At 33.8% G+C, this 19,554-nt stretch carries 20 protein-coding genes, 2 other RNA genes and 1 pseudogene; 12 read left to right on the plus strand and 11 right to left on the minus strand.

Annotation, left to right across the window (positions count from 1 at the left end; translation table 11 throughout):
• Positions 1-10: 10 nt before the first annotated feature.
• The 6 genes and pseudogenes from ABWU31_RS01215 (at position 11) to ABWU31_RS01240 (ending at position 4,682) form a co-directional block, all read left to right on the plus strand.
• Entirely contained in the window at positions 11-628 is a 618-nt protein-coding gene (locus ABWU31_RS01215) for an AAA family ATPase (protein WP_353271269.1), read from the plus strand.
• Between the two features lie 34 nt (positions 629-662).
• Positions 663-1,109, plus strand: coding sequence for an RNA pyrophosphohydrolase (locus tag ABWU31_RS01220; RefSeq protein ID WP_007548581.1), 447 nt, complete (start codon positions 663-665; stop codon positions 1,107-1,109).
• Positions 1,106-1,873 (plus strand): TatD family hydrolase, encoded by a 768-nt coding sequence (locus ABWU31_RS01225; protein ID WP_010082353.1) that lies wholly within the window; start codon positions 1,106-1,108, stop codon positions 1,871-1,873. The genes ABWU31_RS01220 and ABWU31_RS01225 overlap by 4 nt, the downstream gene beginning before the upstream one ends.
• An 86-nt stretch (positions 1,874-1,959) precedes the next feature.
• A pseudogene (locus ABWU31_RS01230) lies at positions 1,960-3,342 on the plus strand (IS66-like element ISWen3 family transposase).
• 391 nt (positions 3,343-3,733) lie between these two features.
• Positions 3,734-4,063, plus strand: coding sequence for a transposase (locus ABWU31_RS01235; protein WP_007548762.1), 330 nt, complete (start codon positions 3,734-3,736; stop codon positions 4,061-4,063).
• Positions 4,047-4,682, plus strand: a complete 636-nt coding sequence (locus tag ABWU31_RS01240) for a transposase (protein WP_082246250.1) — start codon at positions 4,047-4,049, stop codon at positions 4,680-4,682. Before ABWU31_RS01235 ends, ABWU31_RS01240 begins: the two co-directional genes overlap by 17 nt.
• Positions 4,683-4,928: 246 nt before the next feature.
• Here the strand turns inward: ABWU31_RS01240 and ABWU31_RS01245 are convergent, their stop codons facing one another.
• The 3 genes from ABWU31_RS01245 to ffs form a co-directional block, all read right to left on the minus strand.
• Positions 4,929-5,261, minus strand: a complete 333-nt coding sequence (locus ABWU31_RS01245) for a YbaB/EbfC family nucleoid-associated protein (protein ID WP_010963017.1) — start codon at positions 5,259-5,261, stop codon at positions 4,929-4,931.
• A gap of 3 nt (positions 5,262-5,264) precedes the next feature.
• Entirely contained in the window at positions 5,265-6,866 is a 1,602-nt protein-coding gene (dnaX, locus tag ABWU31_RS01250; RefSeq protein ID WP_077188314.1) for a DNA polymerase III subunit gamma/tau, read from the minus strand.
• A 21-nt stretch (positions 6,867-6,887) separates the two neighbouring features.
• An RNA gene (gene ffs / locus ABWU31_RS01255) (signal recognition particle sRNA small type) lies at positions 6,888-6,977 on the minus strand.
• Between the two features lie 151 nt (positions 6,978-7,128).
• On the opposite strand from ffs, the gene ABWU31_RS01260 reads away from it, so the two are divergent.
• Both ABWU31_RS01260 and ABWU31_RS01265 read left to right on the plus strand, forming a co-directional pair.
• Positions 7,129-7,440 carry a WPE palindromic element domain-containing protein gene (locus tag ABWU31_RS01260; protein WP_186809129.1) on the plus strand — a complete coding sequence of 104 codons (312 nt, stop codon included), beginning with the start codon at positions 7,129-7,131 and terminating at the stop codon, positions 7,438-7,440.
• Entirely contained in the window at positions 7,437-8,090 is a 654-nt protein-coding gene (locus ABWU31_RS01265) for a glutathione S-transferase family protein (RefSeq protein WP_065094500.1), read from the plus strand. Before ABWU31_RS01260 ends, ABWU31_RS01265 begins: the two co-directional genes overlap by 4 nt.
• Position 8,091: 1 nt before the next feature.
• On the opposite strand, the gene ABWU31_RS01270 is transcribed toward ABWU31_RS01265, so the two are convergent.
• Positions 8,092-8,739, minus strand: coding sequence for an O-methyltransferase (locus tag ABWU31_RS01270; protein WP_077188316.1), 648 nt, complete (start codon positions 8,737-8,739; stop codon positions 8,092-8,094).
• Between the two features lie 250 nt (positions 8,740-8,989).
• Here ABWU31_RS01270 and ABWU31_RS01275 point away from each other — a divergent pair, with 250 nt between their 5' ends.
• Complete coding sequence (locus tag ABWU31_RS01275) at positions 8,990-9,268, plus strand: DUF2671 domain-containing protein (protein WP_006279425.1); 279 nt, start codon at positions 8,990-8,992, stop codon at positions 9,266-9,268.
• 29 nt (positions 9,269-9,297) lie between these two features.
• Here the strand turns inward: ABWU31_RS01275 and ABWU31_RS01280 are convergent, their stop codons facing one another.
• From ABWU31_RS01280 to ssrS, 3 genes are all read right to left on the minus strand, one after another.
• Positions 9,298-10,002 carry a DsbA family protein gene (locus ABWU31_RS01280; protein ID WP_077188317.1) on the minus strand — a complete coding sequence of 235 codons (705 nt, stop codon included), beginning with the start codon at positions 10,000-10,002 and terminating at the stop codon, positions 9,298-9,300.
• Between the two features lie 54 nt (positions 10,003-10,056).
• Positions 10,057-10,536 (minus strand): type II toxin-antitoxin system RatA family toxin, encoded by a 480-nt coding sequence (locus tag ABWU31_RS01285; protein ID WP_265029970.1) that lies wholly within the window; start codon positions 10,534-10,536, stop codon positions 10,057-10,059.
• A gap of 1 nt (position 10,537) precedes the next feature.
• A non-coding RNA gene (ssrS, locus tag ABWU31_RS01290) (6S RNA) lies at positions 10,538-10,699 on the minus strand.
• 102 nt (positions 10,700-10,801) lie between these two features.
• On the opposite strand from ssrS, the gene ABWU31_RS01295 reads away from it, so the two are divergent.
• Positions 10,802-11,392 (plus strand): phospholipid-binding protein MlaC, encoded by a 591-nt coding sequence (locus ABWU31_RS01295; RefSeq protein ID WP_186809128.1) that lies wholly within the window; start codon positions 10,802-10,804, stop codon positions 11,390-11,392.
• On the plus strand, positions 11,389-12,678 hold the full coding sequence (locus ABWU31_RS01300; RefSeq protein ID WP_265029969.1) for a bifunctional folylpolyglutamate synthase/dihydrofolate synthase: 1,290 nt from the start codon (positions 11,389-11,391) through the stop codon (positions 12,676-12,678). Before ABWU31_RS01295 ends, ABWU31_RS01300 begins: the two co-directional genes overlap by 4 nt.
• Here ABWU31_RS01300 and ABWU31_RS01305 read toward each other — a convergent pair.
• Complete coding sequence (locus ABWU31_RS01305) at positions 12,646-13,608, minus strand: J domain-containing protein (protein ID WP_077188321.1); 963 nt, start codon at positions 13,606-13,608, stop codon at positions 12,646-12,648. The genes ABWU31_RS01300 and ABWU31_RS01305 overlap by 33 nt on opposite strands.
• A 185-nt stretch (positions 13,609-13,793) precedes the next feature.
• Here ABWU31_RS01305 and ABWU31_RS01310 point away from each other — a divergent pair.
• A protein-coding gene (locus ABWU31_RS01310) for an IS630 family transposase (RefSeq protein WP_353271270.1) occupies positions 13,794-14,805 on the plus strand; the annotation gives its coding sequence in 2 pieces (ribosomal slippage) (positions 13,794-14,255 and positions 14,257-14,805; 1,011 coding nt in all).
• Between the two features lie 36 nt (positions 14,806-14,841).
• On the opposite strand, the gene ABWU31_RS01315 is transcribed toward ABWU31_RS01310, so the two are convergent.
• The 3 genes from ABWU31_RS01315 to ABWU31_RS01325 form a co-directional block, all read right to left on the minus strand.
• A protein-coding gene (locus tag ABWU31_RS01315) for an IS5-like element ISWpi1 family transposase (RefSeq protein ID WP_353271062.1) occupies positions 14,842-15,674 on the minus strand; the annotation gives its coding sequence in 2 pieces (ribosomal slippage) (positions 14,842-15,305 and positions 15,305-15,674; 834 coding nt in all).
• A gap of 71 nt (positions 15,675-15,745) precedes the next feature.
• Positions 15,746-16,757, minus strand: a protein-coding gene (locus ABWU31_RS01320; protein ID WP_353271144.1) for an IS630 family transposase whose coding sequence is annotated in 2 segments (ribosomal slippage) — positions 15,746-16,294 and positions 16,296-16,757 — 1,011 coding nt in all. Because the reading frame shifts where the segments join, the coding sequence is not laid out codon by codon here.
• A gap of 24 nt (positions 16,758-16,781) precedes the next feature.
• Positions 16,782-19,487 (minus strand): peptidase M2, encoded by a 2,706-nt coding sequence (locus ABWU31_RS01325; protein WP_353271271.1) that lies wholly within the window; start codon positions 19,485-19,487, stop codon positions 16,782-16,784.
• Positions 19,488-19,554 lie beyond the last annotated feature (67 nt).

Consider the following 19,554-nt stretch of genomic DNA (forward strand, 5'->3'; position numbering starts at 1 on the left):
AGTATTCATTATGGGCAAGACTCTCATCTACTTAATCGGCTTTCCAGGCAGTGGTAAGTTTACTACTGCAAAGGAACTGTGTAAAATCATTGGTGCAGTAATAGTAAGCAATAATCTATTCAATAATATTATATTTGATATTGTTAAATTACAAAACGCTGAAGTTCCAGATGACCTATGGGAAAAAATTTTTGCAGTTAGGGAAAATGTATTAGCAATACTGGAAAAACACTACGTAAAATCAAAACATTATATATTTACAAATGAATTGATAGAGGGTGATCCCTATGACCAAAGATTATATAACTCAGTGGTAAATTTAAGTAAAAAAATGGACATGGAAATTTTTTCTGTAGTATTATATTGTAATAATGAAAAACTAGTAAGACGTGTCCAATCAGAAGAGAGATATCAGGAAAATAAAATTACTGATCCGGATTTTGCTATAAAGAAAATTGAAGGGAAAAGGCTATTTATACCTGAGGGTTCGCTTGAAATTGATAACTCGAACTTGAGTGCAAAGGAAGTTGCAAAGAAAATTGTTGAAGAGATGAAGAAAGAAAAAAATGGAAAATTAATTAAAACTTCTGTAACAAATCATTTAAAAACAGAGCGTACTCGTGGTTGAGCAGAAAGATAAGTACCGTCCTTGTGTTGGCATAATGCTATTTAACAGACAAGGACATGCCTTTATTGGAAAACGCTTTGATAGCGATTCTTACTGGCAGATGCCACAAGGAGGTGTTGATGATGGTGAGGAACTGGAACAAGCAGCGTTACGTGAGTTGCTAGAGGAGGTTGGTACTAATAAAGTAAAGGTTATAACTAAAAGCAAGGATTGGATATACTACAACTTGCCTGAAGAAGTTATACCAATATGCTGGAATGGAAAATATTCTGGTCAAAAGCAAAGGTGGTTCTTAATGAAGTTTTGCGGAGAGGATGAGGACATTGATATTAATTATACTGGTCATCCAGAGTTCAAAGAGTGGCGTTGGCAAGGTATAGATAGTTTAGTAGCCAGTGCTATATCATTTAAAAAAGAAGTTTATAAAACAGTGATAGAAGAGTTTTCTTCTATAATAAAAGCCTCAACAATAAGCTCATGATAGTAGATTCTCATTGCCACTTGATTTATTTTTCTGACGATGAAATACCAAAAGTAATTTCAAGGGCAGAGCAAAATGGTGTAAAGGTTTTGCATAACATATGCGTAAGCATTGACGATGTTCCTAAGTTATTAAAAATTTCTTCATCCTATGATCAGGTCTACTCCTCTGTTGGTATACATCCGCTTGATGCTGCTATAGAAAACGGTGAGTGTATACATGTTGATGAATTAGTTGAATTTACCAAGAACCAAAAGGTAATTAGTATCGGTGAAACCGGGTTAGATTTTTATAAATCTGACAACAAAGACAATCAGAAAAAAAGTTTTGCATTACATATAGAAGCGTCAAGAATAACTGGACTACCTTTAGTTATTCACACAAGAAGCGCTGATAATGAGATGATCGATATGTTAAGGTCAGAAATGAAAGCCGGTGCTTTTAGTGGAGTAATGCACTGCTTTGCTTCCTCTAAAGAACTTGCTTATCAATCTATAGATTTGGGGTTATATATTTCATTTTCTGGAATTATTACTTTTAAAAATGCGAGCTTACTCAGAGAAATTGCACAAAATGTACCACGCGAGCGTGTTTTAGTCGAAACTGATGCACCATATCTATCACCTGAGCCTTATAGGGGAAAAAAGAATGAACCAGCAATGGTGAAATACGTTGTTGATTGTTTGGCAGAGTTGTGGAATGAGTCACCAGAACAAGTAGCGAAGGTAACCACAAGCAACTTTTTTAGGCTGTTTGAGCTATAAAGAAGCTCGTATCCGTTCAGCGGAGTGGCAGAATAAGGTAGACAAGGTGATCTAAAAAGATAATCATAGAGCAAAAGTGAAATAATATGGTAAACCTTTTAGAACTTTGCAAAAATTTACAGCAAAAAATAGAAAGGTTAGAAGCAAAAATAGAAAGATTGGAAAAAGAGAATGAAAGTTTAAAAGCAGAAAATAAGGCTTTAAAGATAGAAAATGCTGAGTTAAGAGAAAGACTCGGTTTAAGCTCAAAAAATTCATCAATACCAAGTTCCAAAGAGTTGTATAAAATAAAAAAGAATAAGCCGAAAAGCGAAAGGAATATTGGCGGTCAGGTTGGTCATAAAGGAAGTTTTCGCGCCAACATGGATGCAGATAAAGTAGTAAAGATAGAGTTGCCTAATACTTGCGAATGCGGAGGAGAAATTGCAATATGTGAAAAACCATATATTCATCAGAAAGTTGATCTTCCAGAAATCAAGCCTTATGTAGTGGAATATCAGTTAGAACATGGCCGTTGTCGGAGATGCGGAAAGAGAAGAAGTAGCAAGTTACCGGAAGGTGTTACGCCAGATACATTTGGTCCAAGGGTTAAGTCAATAATTGCAGCGTTCAGCGGATTCTACAAAAATTCAAAACGCGAAATAGCGAGTGTCGTAAATGATATCTTCAATTTGAACATAAGCGTCGGTAGCATATCAAATAGTGAACATAGAGTTGCTTCAAAATGCAAAAAAATGTATGAGCAGATCGAACAAGAGATAAGTAGGAGTAAAGTTCTACATATTGATGAAACGAGCCATTATAACAAAGGTAAACTCGCTTGGTGTTGGATGTTTGCAAGCAATACGGCAAGTTTTGTAAAATTTACAGAGTCAAGAGGAATGAAAGTTTTACAAAATAGTAAATTCTGCAATCGCAATAGCTTGGTAATAACTGACAGGTATGCAGCATAGAATTATTTTGCCGATAAAAACAGGCAAATCTGTTGGGCACATTTATCAAGAGATTTTGAAAGATTAGCACATAGTTGGAATATTGAAGTTAAAGTTCTGGGTTGTTACTTGAGAAACGTGGCCACTGAATTATTTGCACTAAAAAAAGCTTTACTAAAAAGTGAGATAGATGTTTTGAGGTTTGTCAGACGTGCCAGAAAATTAAGAAAACGTACAAAGTATTACTTGAAGGAGATATCTCGTTTACCTGAAGCAATTGGAGCCTCTCGAGTTGCAAAAAATGTTCTGAGATCTGAAAGAATGATGTGGAAATTTTTAGATGACCCAGAAAATATTCCGCTGACAAATAACCACGCTGAACGGCAAATTCGGCATTATGTCGTTTATCGCAAAAACTCATATTTTACACAATCAAAGCGGGGAAATACATTCCTTGAGCGGATAATTTCATTATACTTAACTTGGAAACAAAGGGGTCTCAATCCTTTCCAAAATCTCCTATCTATTGTTTCTTAAACCACTCTCCTGAACGGATACGGCATTTTTGCGTATGAAGGCATATATGTTAAATAGCACTGAAACTGTAGTTCAAATTAAAACTTCTCCGTTTCGTACTCGCTAGTTATGCTATTCTAACTAATGAAGCTACGGTTTGTGGTAATAGGAAAAAACTGGATTCCAGCGTCACGCGCTACCCTATGGGTGCTGCTCGCGTATATTCTTTCTTTCACCATCTCAGTGTTTCTTTCTTATTATGCCAGTACCATTTTCTTGTCATTCAAGTAGCTCCCCTCTTGTCATCCCAGTGCTTGACACTGGAATGGCTTTGTTGCATAGCAACTGAAAAATCTGGTGGCTACTGACAAAATTCATTATAAAATAGCCATTTAACCTTGAAAGAAAAAATATGCCACAAAAAATGAGGGTCAGTAACCATAGCGAATATAACAAATTTCTAGAAAAAAGAGGAAATATTTTTCATTATATCAACGAAGCCATAGAAAAGTGGTACGAGAATGGTCCAAAAATACCAGGTGGCAACAATATTTATAGCGATAAAGTTGTAATTTTGGTGCACATAATAACTTGTTTATTTAGAATAGGCCTGAGGCAAACAGTTGGGTTTATAGCAGGATACCTTGAGCAAATTGGGAAAAATTTGCAAGTTATCAGCTATTCACAATCATCAAGAAGGTTTAAGAAACTCAATATTAAGATCAATGATTGCAGAAAATAATATGGAAGATATCGAAATTGCTATAGACAGTACAGGAATTAGTATATACAACAACACTCCTGGTCATAGCAAAGAAAATAGCGAAGATAGAAAGTATCGCAGCTATGAACAGACAAGAAAATTGCATGTAATGTTGAATACAAACAGCAAAAAAGCCATAGCTGTAAAATACAGTAACGGTGTCTACTCTGATCACTATGGAGCTTGTGATTTGCTAAAAGAAGTCGATTTTCAGTATGTCATAAAAGTACTATATGCAGATAGGGCATATGACAGAGAAAAGCTCTATAAGCTGTGTAATCAATATGGTATAAAAACGAAAATTCCTCCGAAAAACAACGCAGCAGAGCATCCAAAATTGGATTATATGCTTGATAGAAATGCCGCTATTCAGTTAATGAAATTACATGGTGAGAATGGTATAAAAAGATGGAAAGAAGAAGTAAATTACGGAAAAAGATCGTATATTGAAGGATTTTTCTCAAGGTTGAAGCGAATATTTGGGTTTAGTTTTAGGAGCAAATCTGAAATTAATCGTGAGAAGGAACTGCTACTCAAGTGTTATTTGCTTAACAAATTTACTGAAATAGGCATGGCTAAGTTTGAGATAGCTTCATGAATTTATTGTACGTTACCTACTATCCGAAGAGCGATGCAACAAAGCCGGCTGGATTCCAGTGTCAAGCACTGGAATGACATCGTTTACTATGTGATATCGTGCCATATTGCAATGTTTGTACAGTTGTGGAATGAATCACGGTATGACGTAGGGCTATGCTAGTATAGGTACATTATATGAAGAAGTACTAGCGTTGGGAATATTAGAAAAAAAATACTTACACTAAAAGAAACTTCAGTAGTAAATTCAAAAAGGAAGTTTAAACCCAGATGGTAAACCCATCATACCTGCAAGATCAGAAGTTGCATTCGCCATATCTTCTTCTGCTTTTTTAACGGCATCATTAAACGCTGCTGTTACTAAATCCTCTACTATATCTTTTTCCTCATTTCTCATAAGTTCTAAGTCTATGTTCACCTTTTTAGCTTTATAGCTACCTATTTTTATGACTTCCACTAATACAGAAACTTTGCCACCACCAGAAATGCCTTGAAACTCTTTTCCAACATATTTTTCTTGAGCTTCTGCAAGCTTTTTTTGCATCTCTTGCGCTTGTTTCATTATTTGACTAAAATCCACAACTTACTCCTTATTTTCTATATTAACTACTTTTGCACCTTTAAACGTGTCAAGGATATCCTTAACTGCAGGTGCATAATTTAAATTACTCACTTCCCTGTTTATATAACCTGTATCAACTGCAATAACCCACTCTTGCTGAGTTACCTGGCTTAAGTAATTTTTTAAATCATTGCAAAAATTACTATCCAACTTAGATACAGCTTTTAATTTTAAATATCCAGGTTTACAATCTATTAATTGTAGATTATTACACAGTTGTTTGTAAAGATAAATTTGGTTACTCCGCCTTAATAGTTGCAAAATCTTATCAAAATCGTAATTTTGTTGTTTATTTTCCACATGGATCCCAGTGTCAGCTACTCGGATGACAGAGTGGGGTTGTTGTTTACTTTCCACATATTTTTTTGGATCCGAGTAGTCAGCTACTTGGATGACAGAGGGGGAAGGTGCAACAGGTCTGCCCTGTCTATTTCCTTGCTCTACATTCTGTGAAAGAATTTTTTTGATCACCTGTTCTGGAGAAGGTAGATCAGAGAGATAGCAAAGACTAATTAGCATCATTTCAGCAGCAACATCGTTGCATGTTGAAGTTTTTATATCTTGAATACCTTTAAGCAACACCTTCCACAATCTCGAAAAAAATATTAAAGATCTCTTTATACTTAAATCTTTTATCCTATTCTTTTCATGCTCTGTAACTGCACTATCAATCTCTTTCGTAATTAAAAAACGGCATATTAACTGAATTGTTTGCAATAGACCTTCAAAAATACTAAGTGGGTTTGCTGTTTTTATCGCCTTGTCAAACACTGATAGAGCTTTTTGTAAATCACCATCTAATATTGCTCCTAATAGATCGAATATAATATCTTTATCCACTAGGCCAAGTATGTCTGTCACATTTTTAGTGGATATTGCACCATCTTTGCTATATAGCACTGCTTGATTCATCAAAAACAAGGCGTTACGCATTGAATTTCCAGAATGTCGTGCAATTAATTCTAATGCTCCCTTTTCAATGGAATAACTCTCTTTTTGTGCAACATCATTTAAACGTTCCACTATTTTAGCTACAGGAATGTTGTGTAAATCAAATCTTTGACAACGTGCAATAATAGTTATTGGTATTTTTTTTATTTCCGTAGTTGCTAAAATGAACTTTACACTAGATGGTGGCTCTTCTAGGGTTTTAAGTAATGCGTTAAATGCACTGCTGGATAACATATGTACTTCATCTATAATGTAGACTTTGAATTTAGAGCTTATAGGTGAATAGCAAATATCTCCCAGGATTACTTTAATATCGTCAATGCTAGTGTGACTTGCCGCATCGATTTCAATTACATCTGGATGGCTTGAATTTTTTATTGCTAGACAATTTTCACATGATCCGCAAGGTTCAAAAATTGGCCCCAGGGAACAATTCAAACATAAAGCTATTATCCTTGCAGTGGTGGTTTTACCAACTCCACTACTACCAGAGAGCAGTATAGATTGTGGGATTTTGTTTAAAATAAAAGCATTTTCTAATACACGCACTAATATATCTTGACCTACTAGATCTTTGAAGCTACTAGGACGATGTTTTAATGCTATATTCATAGTCTCGGATAAAACAAATAATGAAATAGGTATGCAACCCAAAAAGGTTCTGATATGGCTGCTTCATTTCTGATCTGACCAAATTACAGAGTTTTTGCCTGCATACCTTATAAAATATTATACTTTTTTTTTTATTTAGCAAGGTATATCCTATATTAGTCTTATAATTTATATGTTAGACCTCTTGCAACATTACTTTAAAATAAACGAGAAGTTAGCTGTCATGCAAGTCACTACAAGATTGTCACTCCAATGTTTATTTATGTCATTTCAGCGCTTATTTATGTCATCCCAGTGCCTAGGCATACAGCTGTATGAATGTTGTGATATAAGAGCAATTTTTACCGAAAAGGATGTCATCCCAGTGCTTGACTACTTGGATCCAGAAAACTTAACTGTAAATGAGCGCACTAGGCAATTGTATAACAAGAACTGGATTCCAGTGTCAAGCACTGGAATAACACCACCTGCTACGCAAACTTCTGTGGACTACAAAGAAAGTTCGTACAGTTGTAGGTCAAGCCATAGAGTAACAAAAAAAGGATATTGGTATACCAAAAGAGGAACATTATGATTTTATATCATTTTCCTCTTTGTCCATTTTCACGAAAAGTTAGAGCTTTTCTAAAAGAAAAAAAATTAGGCTGTGATCTAGTGTATGAAAATCCGTGGGAAAAGCGGAATGAATTTATGGAGATCAATCCAACCGGGCAAGTACCAGTGTTAATAGATAATAACTTTGTAATAGCGGATAGTAATGCCATTTGTGAATATATAGAAGAGACTTACAATAGCGACGTCAAATTACTTGGTTCATCCACTATTATTAAGTCTAAAATACGCGCTCTAATCAATTGGTTCGATAACAAATTTTACAATGAAGTTACTAAGTATATTATGAATGAAAAAGTAATTACTAACCGCAGCCCTGACTCTAGATTTCTTCATGCAGCTCAGCATAACCTGCCTTGCCATATGGAATACATCGAACACTTAATTAACAAGAACGTTTGGCTTGCAACTGATAAGTTCACTTTAGCTGATATTACTTTAGCATCGCATATTTCCGTAATGGATTATGTAAGTAGTTTTCCATGGGAAAAAAGTAAAATTTTAAAAGAATGGTACTCCATTGTTAAATCAAAGCCTTGTTTTCGTGAGATATTATTAGAGAGGATTTCTGGTTTAATCCCTCCTAAACATTATGCTGACCTTGATTTTTAACTTATGTTAGCTTTAAAGCTACAGTCATTCCTTCATCAGTTGGAATCAATATAGAGAAATATTTTTTTTCATCTGATAATCTATTATTAAACTCCCTCATGGCATGCCATGATTTTTCTGATACTTCTTTTGGAGGCGATTCTAAAAATACTGTGTTAAACAGTAGAGTGTTATCTGCAACGATTAGCCCATCTTGTTTAATGTATGACTCTGCCCAATCTAAATACTCAGGATAACTACTTTTGTCAGCATCAATAAATATCATGTCAAATGGTGCTTTTGCTGATAATTCATTAATTTTTTCCAGTGCATCGCCTTCTATTAGAGTAATTTTATCACTTAGATTAAAAGCACTAAAATTTTTTTTTGCTATTCTTGAGTGTTGAGGATTATTTTCTATTGTATATATATGACCGTCTTTTAGTAGAGCTTTTGCCATGCAAATCGACGAGTAACCGTATAACGTGCCAATCTCAACAATACTTTTGATTTTTTGGATTTTTATAAATAAACTTAATAGCTTTCCTTCTTCAGGGCCAATTTGAATATGTTGCTTTTTTTCAAGAATACAATATTCTTCTATTTTTTTATATTCTTTTGCAAATAGATTTCTTATGTATGACAATTTTATACTAAAATTATTACGCATATATTATAAATTAGGGAGACTTAATTCATACACAATTTATAAATATAATAATATAGTTTAAAATAATAAAAACATTTATTTTAAGTTATTATTTCATAGTATAAAATTTTAAGTGACAAAAATTATTATATATCGTACTATAGTTAACTAGTATAATAAACAGTCGATTATTATGCTAGAATTAAAGGGATTGTTTATGCGCATTTCTCTTTTTAAAATATAATTTTTATAATCAATTAGAGGGGGTTATATGTCTTATACTATTGCTGGTGAAGTTGAAACGTTAAACAAAAAATCTAACAAGAATGAAGGGGTTATGTTACTACATAATCCAGCTTATCGTGAAAAGTATAAAGAACGTTTTGATGAAGCTCAGAGAAAAGTTATGGATATGGTTCAGTTTTATGATGGGACAATAGTATTAATAGAGAATAAAATCGCTATGTATTACTACACTTGGCACAGTAAAAAAAGAGAGTTTGAGCGTAAAAAACAACAAACAGTAGTGAAAAACAATGACTCAGCATAGAGTCTTTTGTATGGTAAGCTACAGTGGTATTACTTCACTATAGCTTTTCCATATAATTTATCTATCACATTAGTGAAATATTTCAGCTCTTTATACCCTCCATGTTTAACTTTATTATGCTCTATATATGATTTATCATCGTTAAGCTTGATGAAAAATATTGGAGTGGCTGTGATACCAAGTTTATTAATTGCCAGTGATTTATCATTTACGATTTTATCCATTATTTTCTTATCATTAATGCATTGGTTAAATGCATCTTGCTTTAAGTTGCTTAGTGCAGCAATTCTTTGTAGTAAAGTCAAATCACTTAAATTGTAGTAATTCCACGAATCTATTGAGTTAAAAACAGCTTTGTTAAAATTAAAGTAGTCTTCTTGTTTTTCGTAGCAATGACTTAGCATTGCAGCCTTTAGCCCTCTGTAATCCAAAGGAAAATGACGAAATATATATAACATCTTACCTGTGTCTATATATTTCTCTTTAATTTTAGGAAAAACATTCCTATGAAAAAGAGAGCAGTGATAGCAAGTTAATGAAGCATATTCTATCATTAGAATTGGTGCTTTTGGATCTCCTAATAATTTATCATCAGGTAATGGCGATAATAGCTCATTTGATGTTATTTCATTGGGTTTTTTTTGAATGTATTGGCTATCGTATAAATCTTGCTTAACAACTGCATAAGAATTAACACTTATGAAAATTAATAAAAACAATAGTCTAAAAATCATTACAATCTAAACACTTAACTTACTAAAAAAAATTATACATTTATATTAATAATGTCAAGATAACTTTTGTTTAGCAAGGCTTTCAGCCCTATCTTTAAATGCAGCAATTATTTTACTTTGTGTATATTTATATACTGAGTTTAATAGGGTTGAAAATGAGTTGGACTTAAACTTAAACTCTATATAAAACTTTACCATAGTTTTATTTTCATCTATGGGAATGAATTGCCATTTATTGCATAGATGTTTAAATATTCCATTTGATGATACAGCTTTTATCCAACCTTCATTTGTTCTACTTGGAGAAAGAAAGGTTACCTCTGATGTATATCTTCCTTTAATTCCATGAAAAGCTGCTAGAAGGTCCACAACCATTTGATTGTCAATTTTTTCTTTTATATAAACGGCTTTGCACCAAGGAACAAAATCAGGATACCTTTCAACATCAATTACAATTTGGAATACTTCATTAGGCGAACATAGGAAGGTACCTTGTTCTCTGTATTGATGAAGCATAAATTTAGTACCAATCAAAAAAGGATCCGTATCTACCGTCAGCCTTAGTAGATTCCTGAGACCTGAAGTTAAGGTGGGCATCGCATATTAGTTTCAACGAAACCAGCAGAGGCAATTCCCTTCTCTAGAAATTATCGCTCGGGAAATTTAACTTAACTCATAACGCATAGCACAGACCCCTACTTGAATTATAGATGATTTACACAGGGCATGTCTATAGGTATATTAAAAGTCAGCGATTATTATTTAATCTTTATCAAACTTTGCATTTTAAGTATATCTTATGAATATTACTAAAGTTTTAATCATTATTGTTTTTATTGTAATTTCTTCAAGAGCTTACACTAGTTGTACAGATCACAAAATTTTTGTGCATACTATGAAGCAACAAGTAGACAGCATATCTACAAAAGGAAATAGAAAAAACCTAGAGCATGTACACGAAAAGCTTCAGGAGGTCATTCAGAATAATGTTAACCTCAAAGAAATATCTCGATTTGTCATGGGAAAATATGGGGTTTTGACTACCCAGAAGGAAAGGGAAGATTTCTTAAGAGAGTATGAAGTGTATCTTACACGTTTGTGCGTTAAAATTTTATCTAAATACATGAGTAATAGTGAAATGATCATAATGAGTACAAAAGCAGTTGACGATGAAACTTGCTTAATTGGCACAAGGTTCTCTTACGGTGATGAAGAATTTACAAATATTGATTTTAAAGTTACTAAAAATCACAGTTCTTTCTTGATAAGTGATGTTGTAATGAGTGGAATAAGTATTGCTATTAATCAACGTTCTCAATTTAGTGAGAAGATTGACACGCATGGCATAGCAAGTGTGATAGGTGAATTAAAATGTAACAATAATCTATGATATATATGCCTCATTGGCCTAAGCCACTTGGTAGCAGGCCGAATGATTTTTCTCTTGATCGCATAAAAAGCTTTCTTAGTAAACTAGATAATCCCGAGAAAAAAGTGCCTCCCGTAATTCATATAGCTGGAACTAACGGGAAAGGCTCAACACTAGCATTTATAAGATATATAATGCAAGCAGCAGGGTATAAGGTACACGCATACACTTCTCCACATTTGGTGAATTTTAATGAAAGAATAGTTATTGCAGGCAGTTATATCGACGATAATGAATTATATAGCTTGTTAGAAGAATGCCGTGCCGTAATTGCAGAACAACCTATCACTCTGTTTGAAGCTGCAACTATTGCAGCTTTTTTAGCTTTTTCTCGTCATAAAGCCGATATAACTTTAATTGAAGTGGGTATGGGTGGGAGACTTGATACAACAAATGTTATAGATAGTCCGATTTTAACAATAATTACTTCCATTGCACTTGATCATACGGAATATCTTGGCCCTACTGTAGAGACCATAGCAGGTGAAAAGGCTGGAATAATGAAACCTAATGTTCCTTGCGTAATAGCACCACAAGAAAAATCTATAATGAATACACTAGAATTCCATGCAATAAATAAGAAATCTCCTCTGTATAGAGGAGGTTTTGAATGGAATTGCAAAAAAAAGAACAACAAAATGGTTTTCCAATCAGCTATTCAATCAATAGAATTTCCTTTGCCGTCTTTAAAGGGTGATCACCAAATAATCAATGCAGGCAATGCTATTGCAGCATGTAGCATTTTGAGTGGAAAATATGGATTTGATATTGGAGAAGAGGATATCACTTCAGGTTTACAGTGCACTTATTGGCCTGCACGACTGGAGCGTATAAAAGAGGGCAATTTAATTTCTTTACTACCAAAAGATTGGCAATTATTTTTAGATGGTGCGCACAATAATGATGGTGCTAGAGTACTATTTCAGTGGGTAAGAGATAACTTTGCTGAAGGTGTCTATATAATTTTTGGTGTTACTCGTAACAGAAATGTAGAAGAGTTCTTAGAACACTTAAAACCATATATCAAGTTATTATGTGCGGTTTGTGTTAAATCTGAGCCTAAAGCAACAAATACAAACTTGATTAGGGAAAAAGCCAATAACATAGGAATAAAAGCAATGGAGTGTGAGTCAATTGGCGATGCAATATCAAATCACATATTAAAAGCCTCTATCCAAAACGTCAAAACCATACTGATCTGTGGCTCATTGTTCCTAGCTAGAGACTTCGCTATGGAGAATAGCTAACTTTGATGATATTAACTGACCGATGGGGAAATAACTTTGATTGCTCATAGTACTGCTTGGCTTTTCGTTATCGACTTCTATAAACTGATCATCACCTTTAAATTGCTCCTCAATTGAATTTATAGCTGTCTTTTTGAGAATATAATTACTTGCAGCATTTAAAATAGGTGAAGTAACAATTAAAAGCGTGAATGGTAATGAAAGTAATAAGCCGGATAACATCATAGAGTTAGTTATACCAAAGCCGTTGGCAACTAAATCTAATCCCACACCGAAAAACATTAAAGATGTACAGATTGTGTTGCTCAAAATAACTGAATTTTTTAGCCACTTTAATTTAGTCCTATCACTCTTTGAAAAATTTTCGCATTCTTGGTCAAAGTTAAACAATAATAAAATATTAGTCTGATGATTAAACTCTTTCCCATTTCTAGTATAAATGCTCTTAACAGCTAGACTCAAAATAGATCCTGCTAACAAGGGAGCAAGAAAACCTACTGCTATTGGTACATTAGAAGAAATACCATTAATTATTAAAAATGCAATTGATGTGAAGGATACTAAAAGAACTCCTAAGAGATTTGAATAAGAAGAATATTTTACATAAGCAGTTACATTATTGTTAATTGACTGCTGCTTATTATAGAGTTTATTTCTGCACTTATCATCTAAGTATTTTTGCAATTCTTCATAACTGCGACTCCACAACTTACCGCGTAATTCTTTTATTAAATTATTTCTTTTATTGAGACCTTTCTCCAATGGCTCTATTATAAATTCTTCAAAAAATGGCTTATTTAATGCAATAACCTTAAATTTCTCCTCCGCTTCTTTATTGTTTGGGTTTTTATCTGAGTGATATTTTAACGATAATTTACGGTATTGTTGACTAAGCTTTTTCTTAATATTCTTAATGTCAGAATTTACCACATCCTCCTTTTGAATATTAAATGTTAAAAACAACTGCTTTAAAGCGTGGTACTCATTTTCATTCAAAACATTTCTAGCCACATTACACCTACAAATTAACTAATACCAATTCCCATTACAGGGCAAACAGATGGACAATGATGGAAGAAAAGCCATACTGAAGTAAGTAAAATAGCGAGGTTTAAATGGCATTAAGATCAAAATTATTGGATGAAAAAGTAGTAGAATCAGCAAAAGAAATGCTGAAGAAAGTAATGAATAATGCATATGTTTCAAAAAAACTAAATGCTGTAATTGCAGCAAAAAAGTACAGTATAACGGCTGTAGCAAAAATATATTGCATTTCAAGAAGCGCACTAACTTCGTGGGTAAAACTCTTGAAAATTGGCAGAGAAGAAAAACTGTTTGCTCCTTCACAACGTCGTAGAAAAACTAAATTAAATCAGGCTCAACTACAGCAAATTGAAGAGTGGATAGAAGAAAATCCTAATATCACCATTAAAGAAATGAGAATAAGAATCCAGGAAAAGTTCGGATTAAATATCAGCAAATCTACAGTACACCGCCATATGCAAAAGATGAAATTCTCATATATTACACCAAGACCAGTTCATAATGGACAAGATAAAAGCAAACAAGAGGAATTCAAAAAAAAATCTCAATGGAGCTATTAGCAAGTATCCAGAAAAAGAGCTATTTTTCTTTGATGAATCACGGTTTGGCACACATTCAAAAGTTGGACATGGGTGGTTTAAAAAGGGGATTAGAACACAGGTTAAAACAAAATTAGGTAGGCAAAATTTCTATCTCTATAGTGCAGTTAATCCTAGAAATGGAGAGAGTTCTAGCTTATTTGCACCAAATGTCAACACTGATTGCATGAACATATTTCTTGAGCAAATTTCGCAATATCTAGAAACACGAGAGGCTTTTCTCGTTATGGACTGTGCTAGTTGGCATAGGTCAAAAAATTTAAAGGTACCTAAAAATATCGACATTATATACCTACCTCCATACTCACCTGAGCTAAATCCTGTTGAGAGGCTTTGGTTATGTATAAAACAGAACATTTTGCGCAATAAAATATACGATACAATTGCTCTACTTGAGGGTGCTTTGTGCAAATTTATTACTTCTCTTGCCAGCTCCACAATTAAACAACTCTGCAATGTTTCCTATTTGACTGGACAACAATGAGAATTGGTATAAGAGGTTGTCCGGAAACAAGTAAATTCAAGCATATTCCCTCTTTAACATAACCCTACTCATAGCTAGGTATATGAAATTCTCAGTGGATGTTGTGAGTAAATCATACTCCTTCGATAGCCTTCTATTCCTATTAACCCAAGCAAAAGTCCTTTCTACAACCCATCTTCTTGGCTGTACTTTAAACCCTTGTTCTCTTGTTGGTAGTAGCTCAGGTGGCGTATCTTTGTGCACCCAAAATCTACATGGAGGCCTTGTAACAATTTCAATATCTATGTCATATTCTTCCTTTATGTGATTCTTTGAATTTCTTCCTTGGTATCCCATGTCAGCCCACATTTTTTTAACTTTAGTATATTTTGTTCTCATATTGTTTAATGCTATTTTAATACCATCTCTATCATTTTCGTTAGCAGCGCCTACGTAACAACCTAGTATAAAACCCTGAGTGTCTGTAATTATATGCCTTTTTCTACCCTTTACTTTTTTACTTCCATCATAGCCTTTGATCCCCCCTTTTCTGTAGTCTTTACAGATTGACTATCTACTATACAGGCACTCGGCTGCTCATTCCTTCCTATTTTTCTTCTACTATATTTTGTAATTTCATAATTCATTTTCTCAAAAATTCCCTGCTTCTTCCATTGCCTGAACTGCTCATACACAGTCTTCCATAGCGGAAAATCATTTGGTAAATACCGCCATTGACACCCTGTACGCAATACATAGAAAATTGCTTCTAATATTTCTCTTTTGCTATACTTTGGCGGCCTTCCTCCTTTCTTGTATGATACTCTGAAGTGTTTTTCTATTCTTGCCCATTCCCTTTCGCTTAGATCTGTTGGATACTTTTTTCTCATCTTTACCCCGTACTAAAATTTCAGATATTATAGCCTTTTACTTGTTTCCGGACAACCTCTGATACCAATTCTCATTGTTGTCCAGTCAAATAGGAAACATTGCAGAGTTGTTTAATTGTGGAGCTGGCAAGAGAAGTAATAAATTTGCACAAAGCACCCTCAAGTAGAGCAATTGTATCGTATATTTTATTGCGCAAAATGTTCTGTTTTATATATAACCAAAGCCTCTCAACAGGATTTAGCTCAGGTGAGTATGGAGGTAGGTATATAATGTCGATATTTTTAGGTACCTTTAAATTTTTTGACCTATGCCAACTAGCACAGTCCATAACGAGAAAAGCCTCTCGTGTTTCTAGATATTGCGAAATTTGCTCAAGAAATATGTTCATGCAATCAGTGTTGACATTTGGTGCAAATAAGCTAGAACTCTCTCCATTTCTAGGATTAACTGCACTATAGAGATAGAAATTTTGCCTACCTAATTTTGTTTTAACCTGTGTTCTAATCCCCTTTTTAAACCACCCATGTCCAACTTTTGAATGTGTGCCAAACCGTGATTCATCAAAGAAAAATAGCTCTTTTTCTGGATACTTGCTAATAGCTCCATTGAGATTTTTTTTTGAATTCCTCTTGTTTGCTTTTATCTTGTCCATTATGAACTGGTCTTGGTGTAATATATGAGAATTTCATCTTTTGCATATGGCGGTGTACTGTAGATTTGCTGATATTTAATCCGAACTTTTCCTGGATTCTTATTCTCATTTCTTTAATGGTGATATTAGGATTTTCTTCTATCCACTCTTCAATTTGCTGTAGTTGAGCCTGATTTAATTTAGTTTTTCTACGACGTTGTGAAGGAGCAAACAGTTTTTCTTCTCTGCCAATTTTCAAGAGTTTTACCCACGAAGTTAGTGCGCTTCTTGAAATGCAATATATTTTTGCTACAGCCGTTATACTGTACTTTTTTGCTGCAATTACAGCATTTAGTTTTTTTGAAACATATGCATTATTCATTACTTTCTTCAGCATTTCTTTTGCTGATTCTACTACTTTTTCATCCAATAATTTTGATCTTAATGCCATTTAAACCTCGCTATTTTACTTACTTCAGTATGGCTTTTCTTCCATCATTGTCCATCTGTTTGCCCTGTAATGGGAATTGGTATTAGTTTCACTTACTTGCCCTTTTGGACTTTCGGTTTGTTTCTCTTTTGTAAATATTCTCTGATAGTCCGTGTAGCCTCTATTAGTATCACCGATATCGCCACTGCCTTGATCAAAAGTTATTTTTTTACTTCCATTTCCCATATCTTCAATTTCAACTTGAGGAGAAACAGATGCTAGGAAATCGTTGTAACTGTAGTTGTAGTCAGCAGAAAAGAATATTTTCCCTTTGAAGTTATGGAAGTTATTAGATAACATACCAATTTCTTCGTCGCCATCAAACAATTTTACTTTAGTGAAATATGTTTGATCTTTTATTCTAACTATTTCACCGCTAGAGTTTTTTTGTATGTGGTAATCATTTGGGTCGTGCTTTATAGCAAAAAGTTTGCCAGAGCCATATTTCTCTAAGTTTATAAGGCCCACATTTACATGTTTATGGGAATAATCTCTCTTTTCATATTCATGTGCAAATATTGGATCTATGTATCTATATTCGTCTGATATATTTGGCATACCTACTGGATGTTCATTCCCATCTTTCGTCACCGGAACAAGCTTATATGCTCCATCTTTTTCCACTAATTTTAGGTGAGTAATACTTTGTGGTAGTTGAAACCTTACATTTGCTCCATGGTCATGAATAAATAGATCACCTTTCTCAGTAATATAAAAGCCCATATTTTTGAACTCATGTAAGCGCTCGTCTCCTTGCTTTACAACCGCTTCGTGTACATCATCGTCTGTTCTATCTGTTCCCTTATTATCCAATAATTTTCCTTTTTCCACGATTACTCCATTTGCCTTTTGCTCATTAGAATATTGAGCATGTTCTGAATCCTGATGATTCAAAATTTTGGTACCTCTAAGGAGCAGAGAATCTAAATCTTTTTGGATGTGTCCAGTGCTAGGATGCAACAATTCATTTTCATGTAAATGCGCCTCATCAAAGTATTCATCGCGTTCAACTGTTCTGCCATCTATTAGGGAAGCTTTATAATGACCATTTTCTTTTGTAACTGCCATGTAAGCAACGCCTTCGTATGAAACATTTAAGTTGTGTAATATATCCTCAAAAACGAAAGTTTCTTTAGTTTGGCCTTCAACTTGCTTAAAAAATCCTGATTCGCTCAATAATTCTCCAAGCTTTGTATTTCCGTCATATATAGACAGTGCACCCATATCTCCTTGACCATGAGCTTGCATAGAAAAAATCTTACCTTCTTGTAGATCAATATGAGTACCTCTGATTAAGTTTGGATCGATATTGACCAGCCCATCTAATATTTTTGCTGCTTGGGAATTATTTTCAATCTTATCAACAGCTTTGTTTTTTAGTTGATCAAACTTTAAAAATGCTGGTCTGTATTTTGTATTTTCCTCATTACGTAACTCTTCAATAGTAATCTCTCCTTTATGATATTTTTGATACATTTCACCACGTTCTTTATTCAAATTATCAAATTCATCTACCTGATTCTTAATTTCTGTATCATATTTTGATAATATCCTTAAAGCCTGATTTTTATACTCTTGACTGTTTCGATATTCATTACCTTGTTGGTCAGAGTAAGTTAGTTTATCCTGTCCATCGGAAGTTTTTACTACCTTGAGGAAATGATATTCCTTTGATATATCAAGTGTATCATTTGTTGCCCTATTTATAGCACGAGCAACATCATAAAATGCAACGTGTTCTACAGGAGAAAAACTTCCAACGTTTTCTCCATCCATTTTTTCTATATTTGCTTTATAGTAGGATACGTTTTTAATTTCTCCACCCACTATTTCTTGACCAATTGCTATGAAATCTCCTTTTGTAACTTGCAAAGCGTTGAGATGTTCCATTGCAGTTTCTGTATCATTCTCAGCAAGCCAACTTTTGAAGTCAGTATCGTGTCCTTTTATGTCTTTCAAGAAACTTTTTGACTCATCTGAGTTACCTTGACGTAAAGCATCTAGGTAGTCTCTTAATAAACTAGGATCTTTTTCCTGTAAGTACATTATCAACGCATGACCTGTTTTATAAACCAAGCTATTTGCTTCGCTGTCCTTTGAGTATTCTAAACTTAAAATTTTATCTAAATCCAAATTTGCAGCTTCAGTTTTGTCGATACTTGATCCTTGAGAATTGAATTTATGATCTGAATGATGCTCAAAGTAGTCTGCAATTCCTTCCATTAATACTGTAGGTAAAGATTTGCCTCCTGTAGCCAAGTAAGTTAAACCATGTGCAAATTCATGCTGAAGGTTATGAACGCCACCTTGCTGGTAGACGTACATTTCAGCAAAAACGTCAGCTTTCCCTTTGTAGTAACATTTACCACCTTCGTCTCCAAGGTAAGAACCGAAACGCTCGCTTCCGCCAAGGTGAGTGTAATCATCCTTGTCATCAAACATGTAAATTTTAAATGTTTGTTCTGAACTGCCGCGTTCTAACTCGAATGCGTTTTTAAAATTAGTAGCTGTTTCTCTTATCTCACTTTCAATGTTAGCAACTTTACTTGCTCTTAAATTGTGAGAATAAACCTCTACTTTAATATTTAAATCTTCAACTTCTATAACATGTGGCGAATTAAACCCTTTGCCGTTATTGTTGAAATATTCTGCTTTAGTTATATTTTTATTTACTTGTTGACTAATTGTCATAATTTTAACCTCTAATTTGCTGATTTTTCAATATCAAGCATAAAGTAATTTCCCTAAAAAAAATGTA

Source organism: Wolbachia endosymbiont (group A) of Alloplasta piceator (assembly GCF_964028505.1).
GTDB lineage: Bacteria > Pseudomonadota > Alphaproteobacteria > Rickettsiales > Anaplasmataceae > Wolbachia > Wolbachia pipientis.

Coding starts and splice junctions, on each gene's coding strand:
- ABWU31_RS01235 (WP_007548762.1), top strand. CDS start 3,734: ATGCCACAAAAAATGAGGGTCAGTAACCATAGCGAATATAACAAATTT.
- ABWU31_RS01220 (WP_007548581.1), top strand. CDS start 663: ATGCTATTTAACAGACAAGGACATGCCTTTATTGGAAAACGCTTTGAT.
- ABWU31_RS01270 (WP_077188316.1), bottom strand. CDS start 8,739: ATGCGTAATAATTTTAGTATAAAATTGTCATACATAAGAAATCTATTT.
- ABWU31_RS01265 (WP_065094500.1), top strand. CDS start 7,437: ATGATTTTATATCATTTTCCTCTTTGTCCATTTTCACGAAAAGTTAGA.
- ABWU31_RS01280 (WP_077188317.1), bottom strand. CDS start 10,002: ATGATTTTTAGACTATTGTTTTTATTAATTTTCATAAGTGTTAATTCT.
- ABWU31_RS01260 (WP_186809129.1), top strand. CDS start 7,129: ATGTCATTTCAGCGCTTATTTATGTCATCCCAGTGCCTAGGCATACAG.
- ABWU31_RS01325 (WP_353271271.1), bottom strand. CDS start 19,487: ATGACAATTAGTCAACAAGTAAATAAAAATATAACTAAAGCAGAATAT.
- ABWU31_RS01225 (WP_010082353.1), top strand. CDS start 1,106: ATGATAGTAGATTCTCATTGCCACTTGATTTATTTTTCTGACGATGAA.
- dnaX (WP_077188314.1), bottom strand. CDS start 6,866: ATGAATATAGCATTAAAACATCGTCCTAGTAGCTTCAAAGATCTAGTA.
- ABWU31_RS01300 (WP_265029969.1), top strand. CDS start 11,389: ATGATATATATGCCTCATTGGCCTAAGCCACTTGGTAGCAGGCCGAAT.
- ABWU31_RS01240 (WP_082246250.1), top strand. CDS start 4,047: ATGATTGCAGAAAATAATATGGAAGATATCGAAATTGCTATAGACAGT.
- ABWU31_RS01215 (WP_353271269.1), top strand. CDS start 11: ATGGGCAAGACTCTCATCTACTTAATCGGCTTTCCAGGCAGTGGTAAG.
- ABWU31_RS01275 (WP_006279425.1), top strand. CDS start 8,990: ATGTCTTATACTATTGCTGGTGAAGTTGAAACGTTAAACAAAAAATCT.
- ABWU31_RS01295 (WP_186809128.1), top strand. CDS start 10,802: ATGAATATTACTAAAGTTTTAATCATTATTGTTTTTATTGTAATTTCT.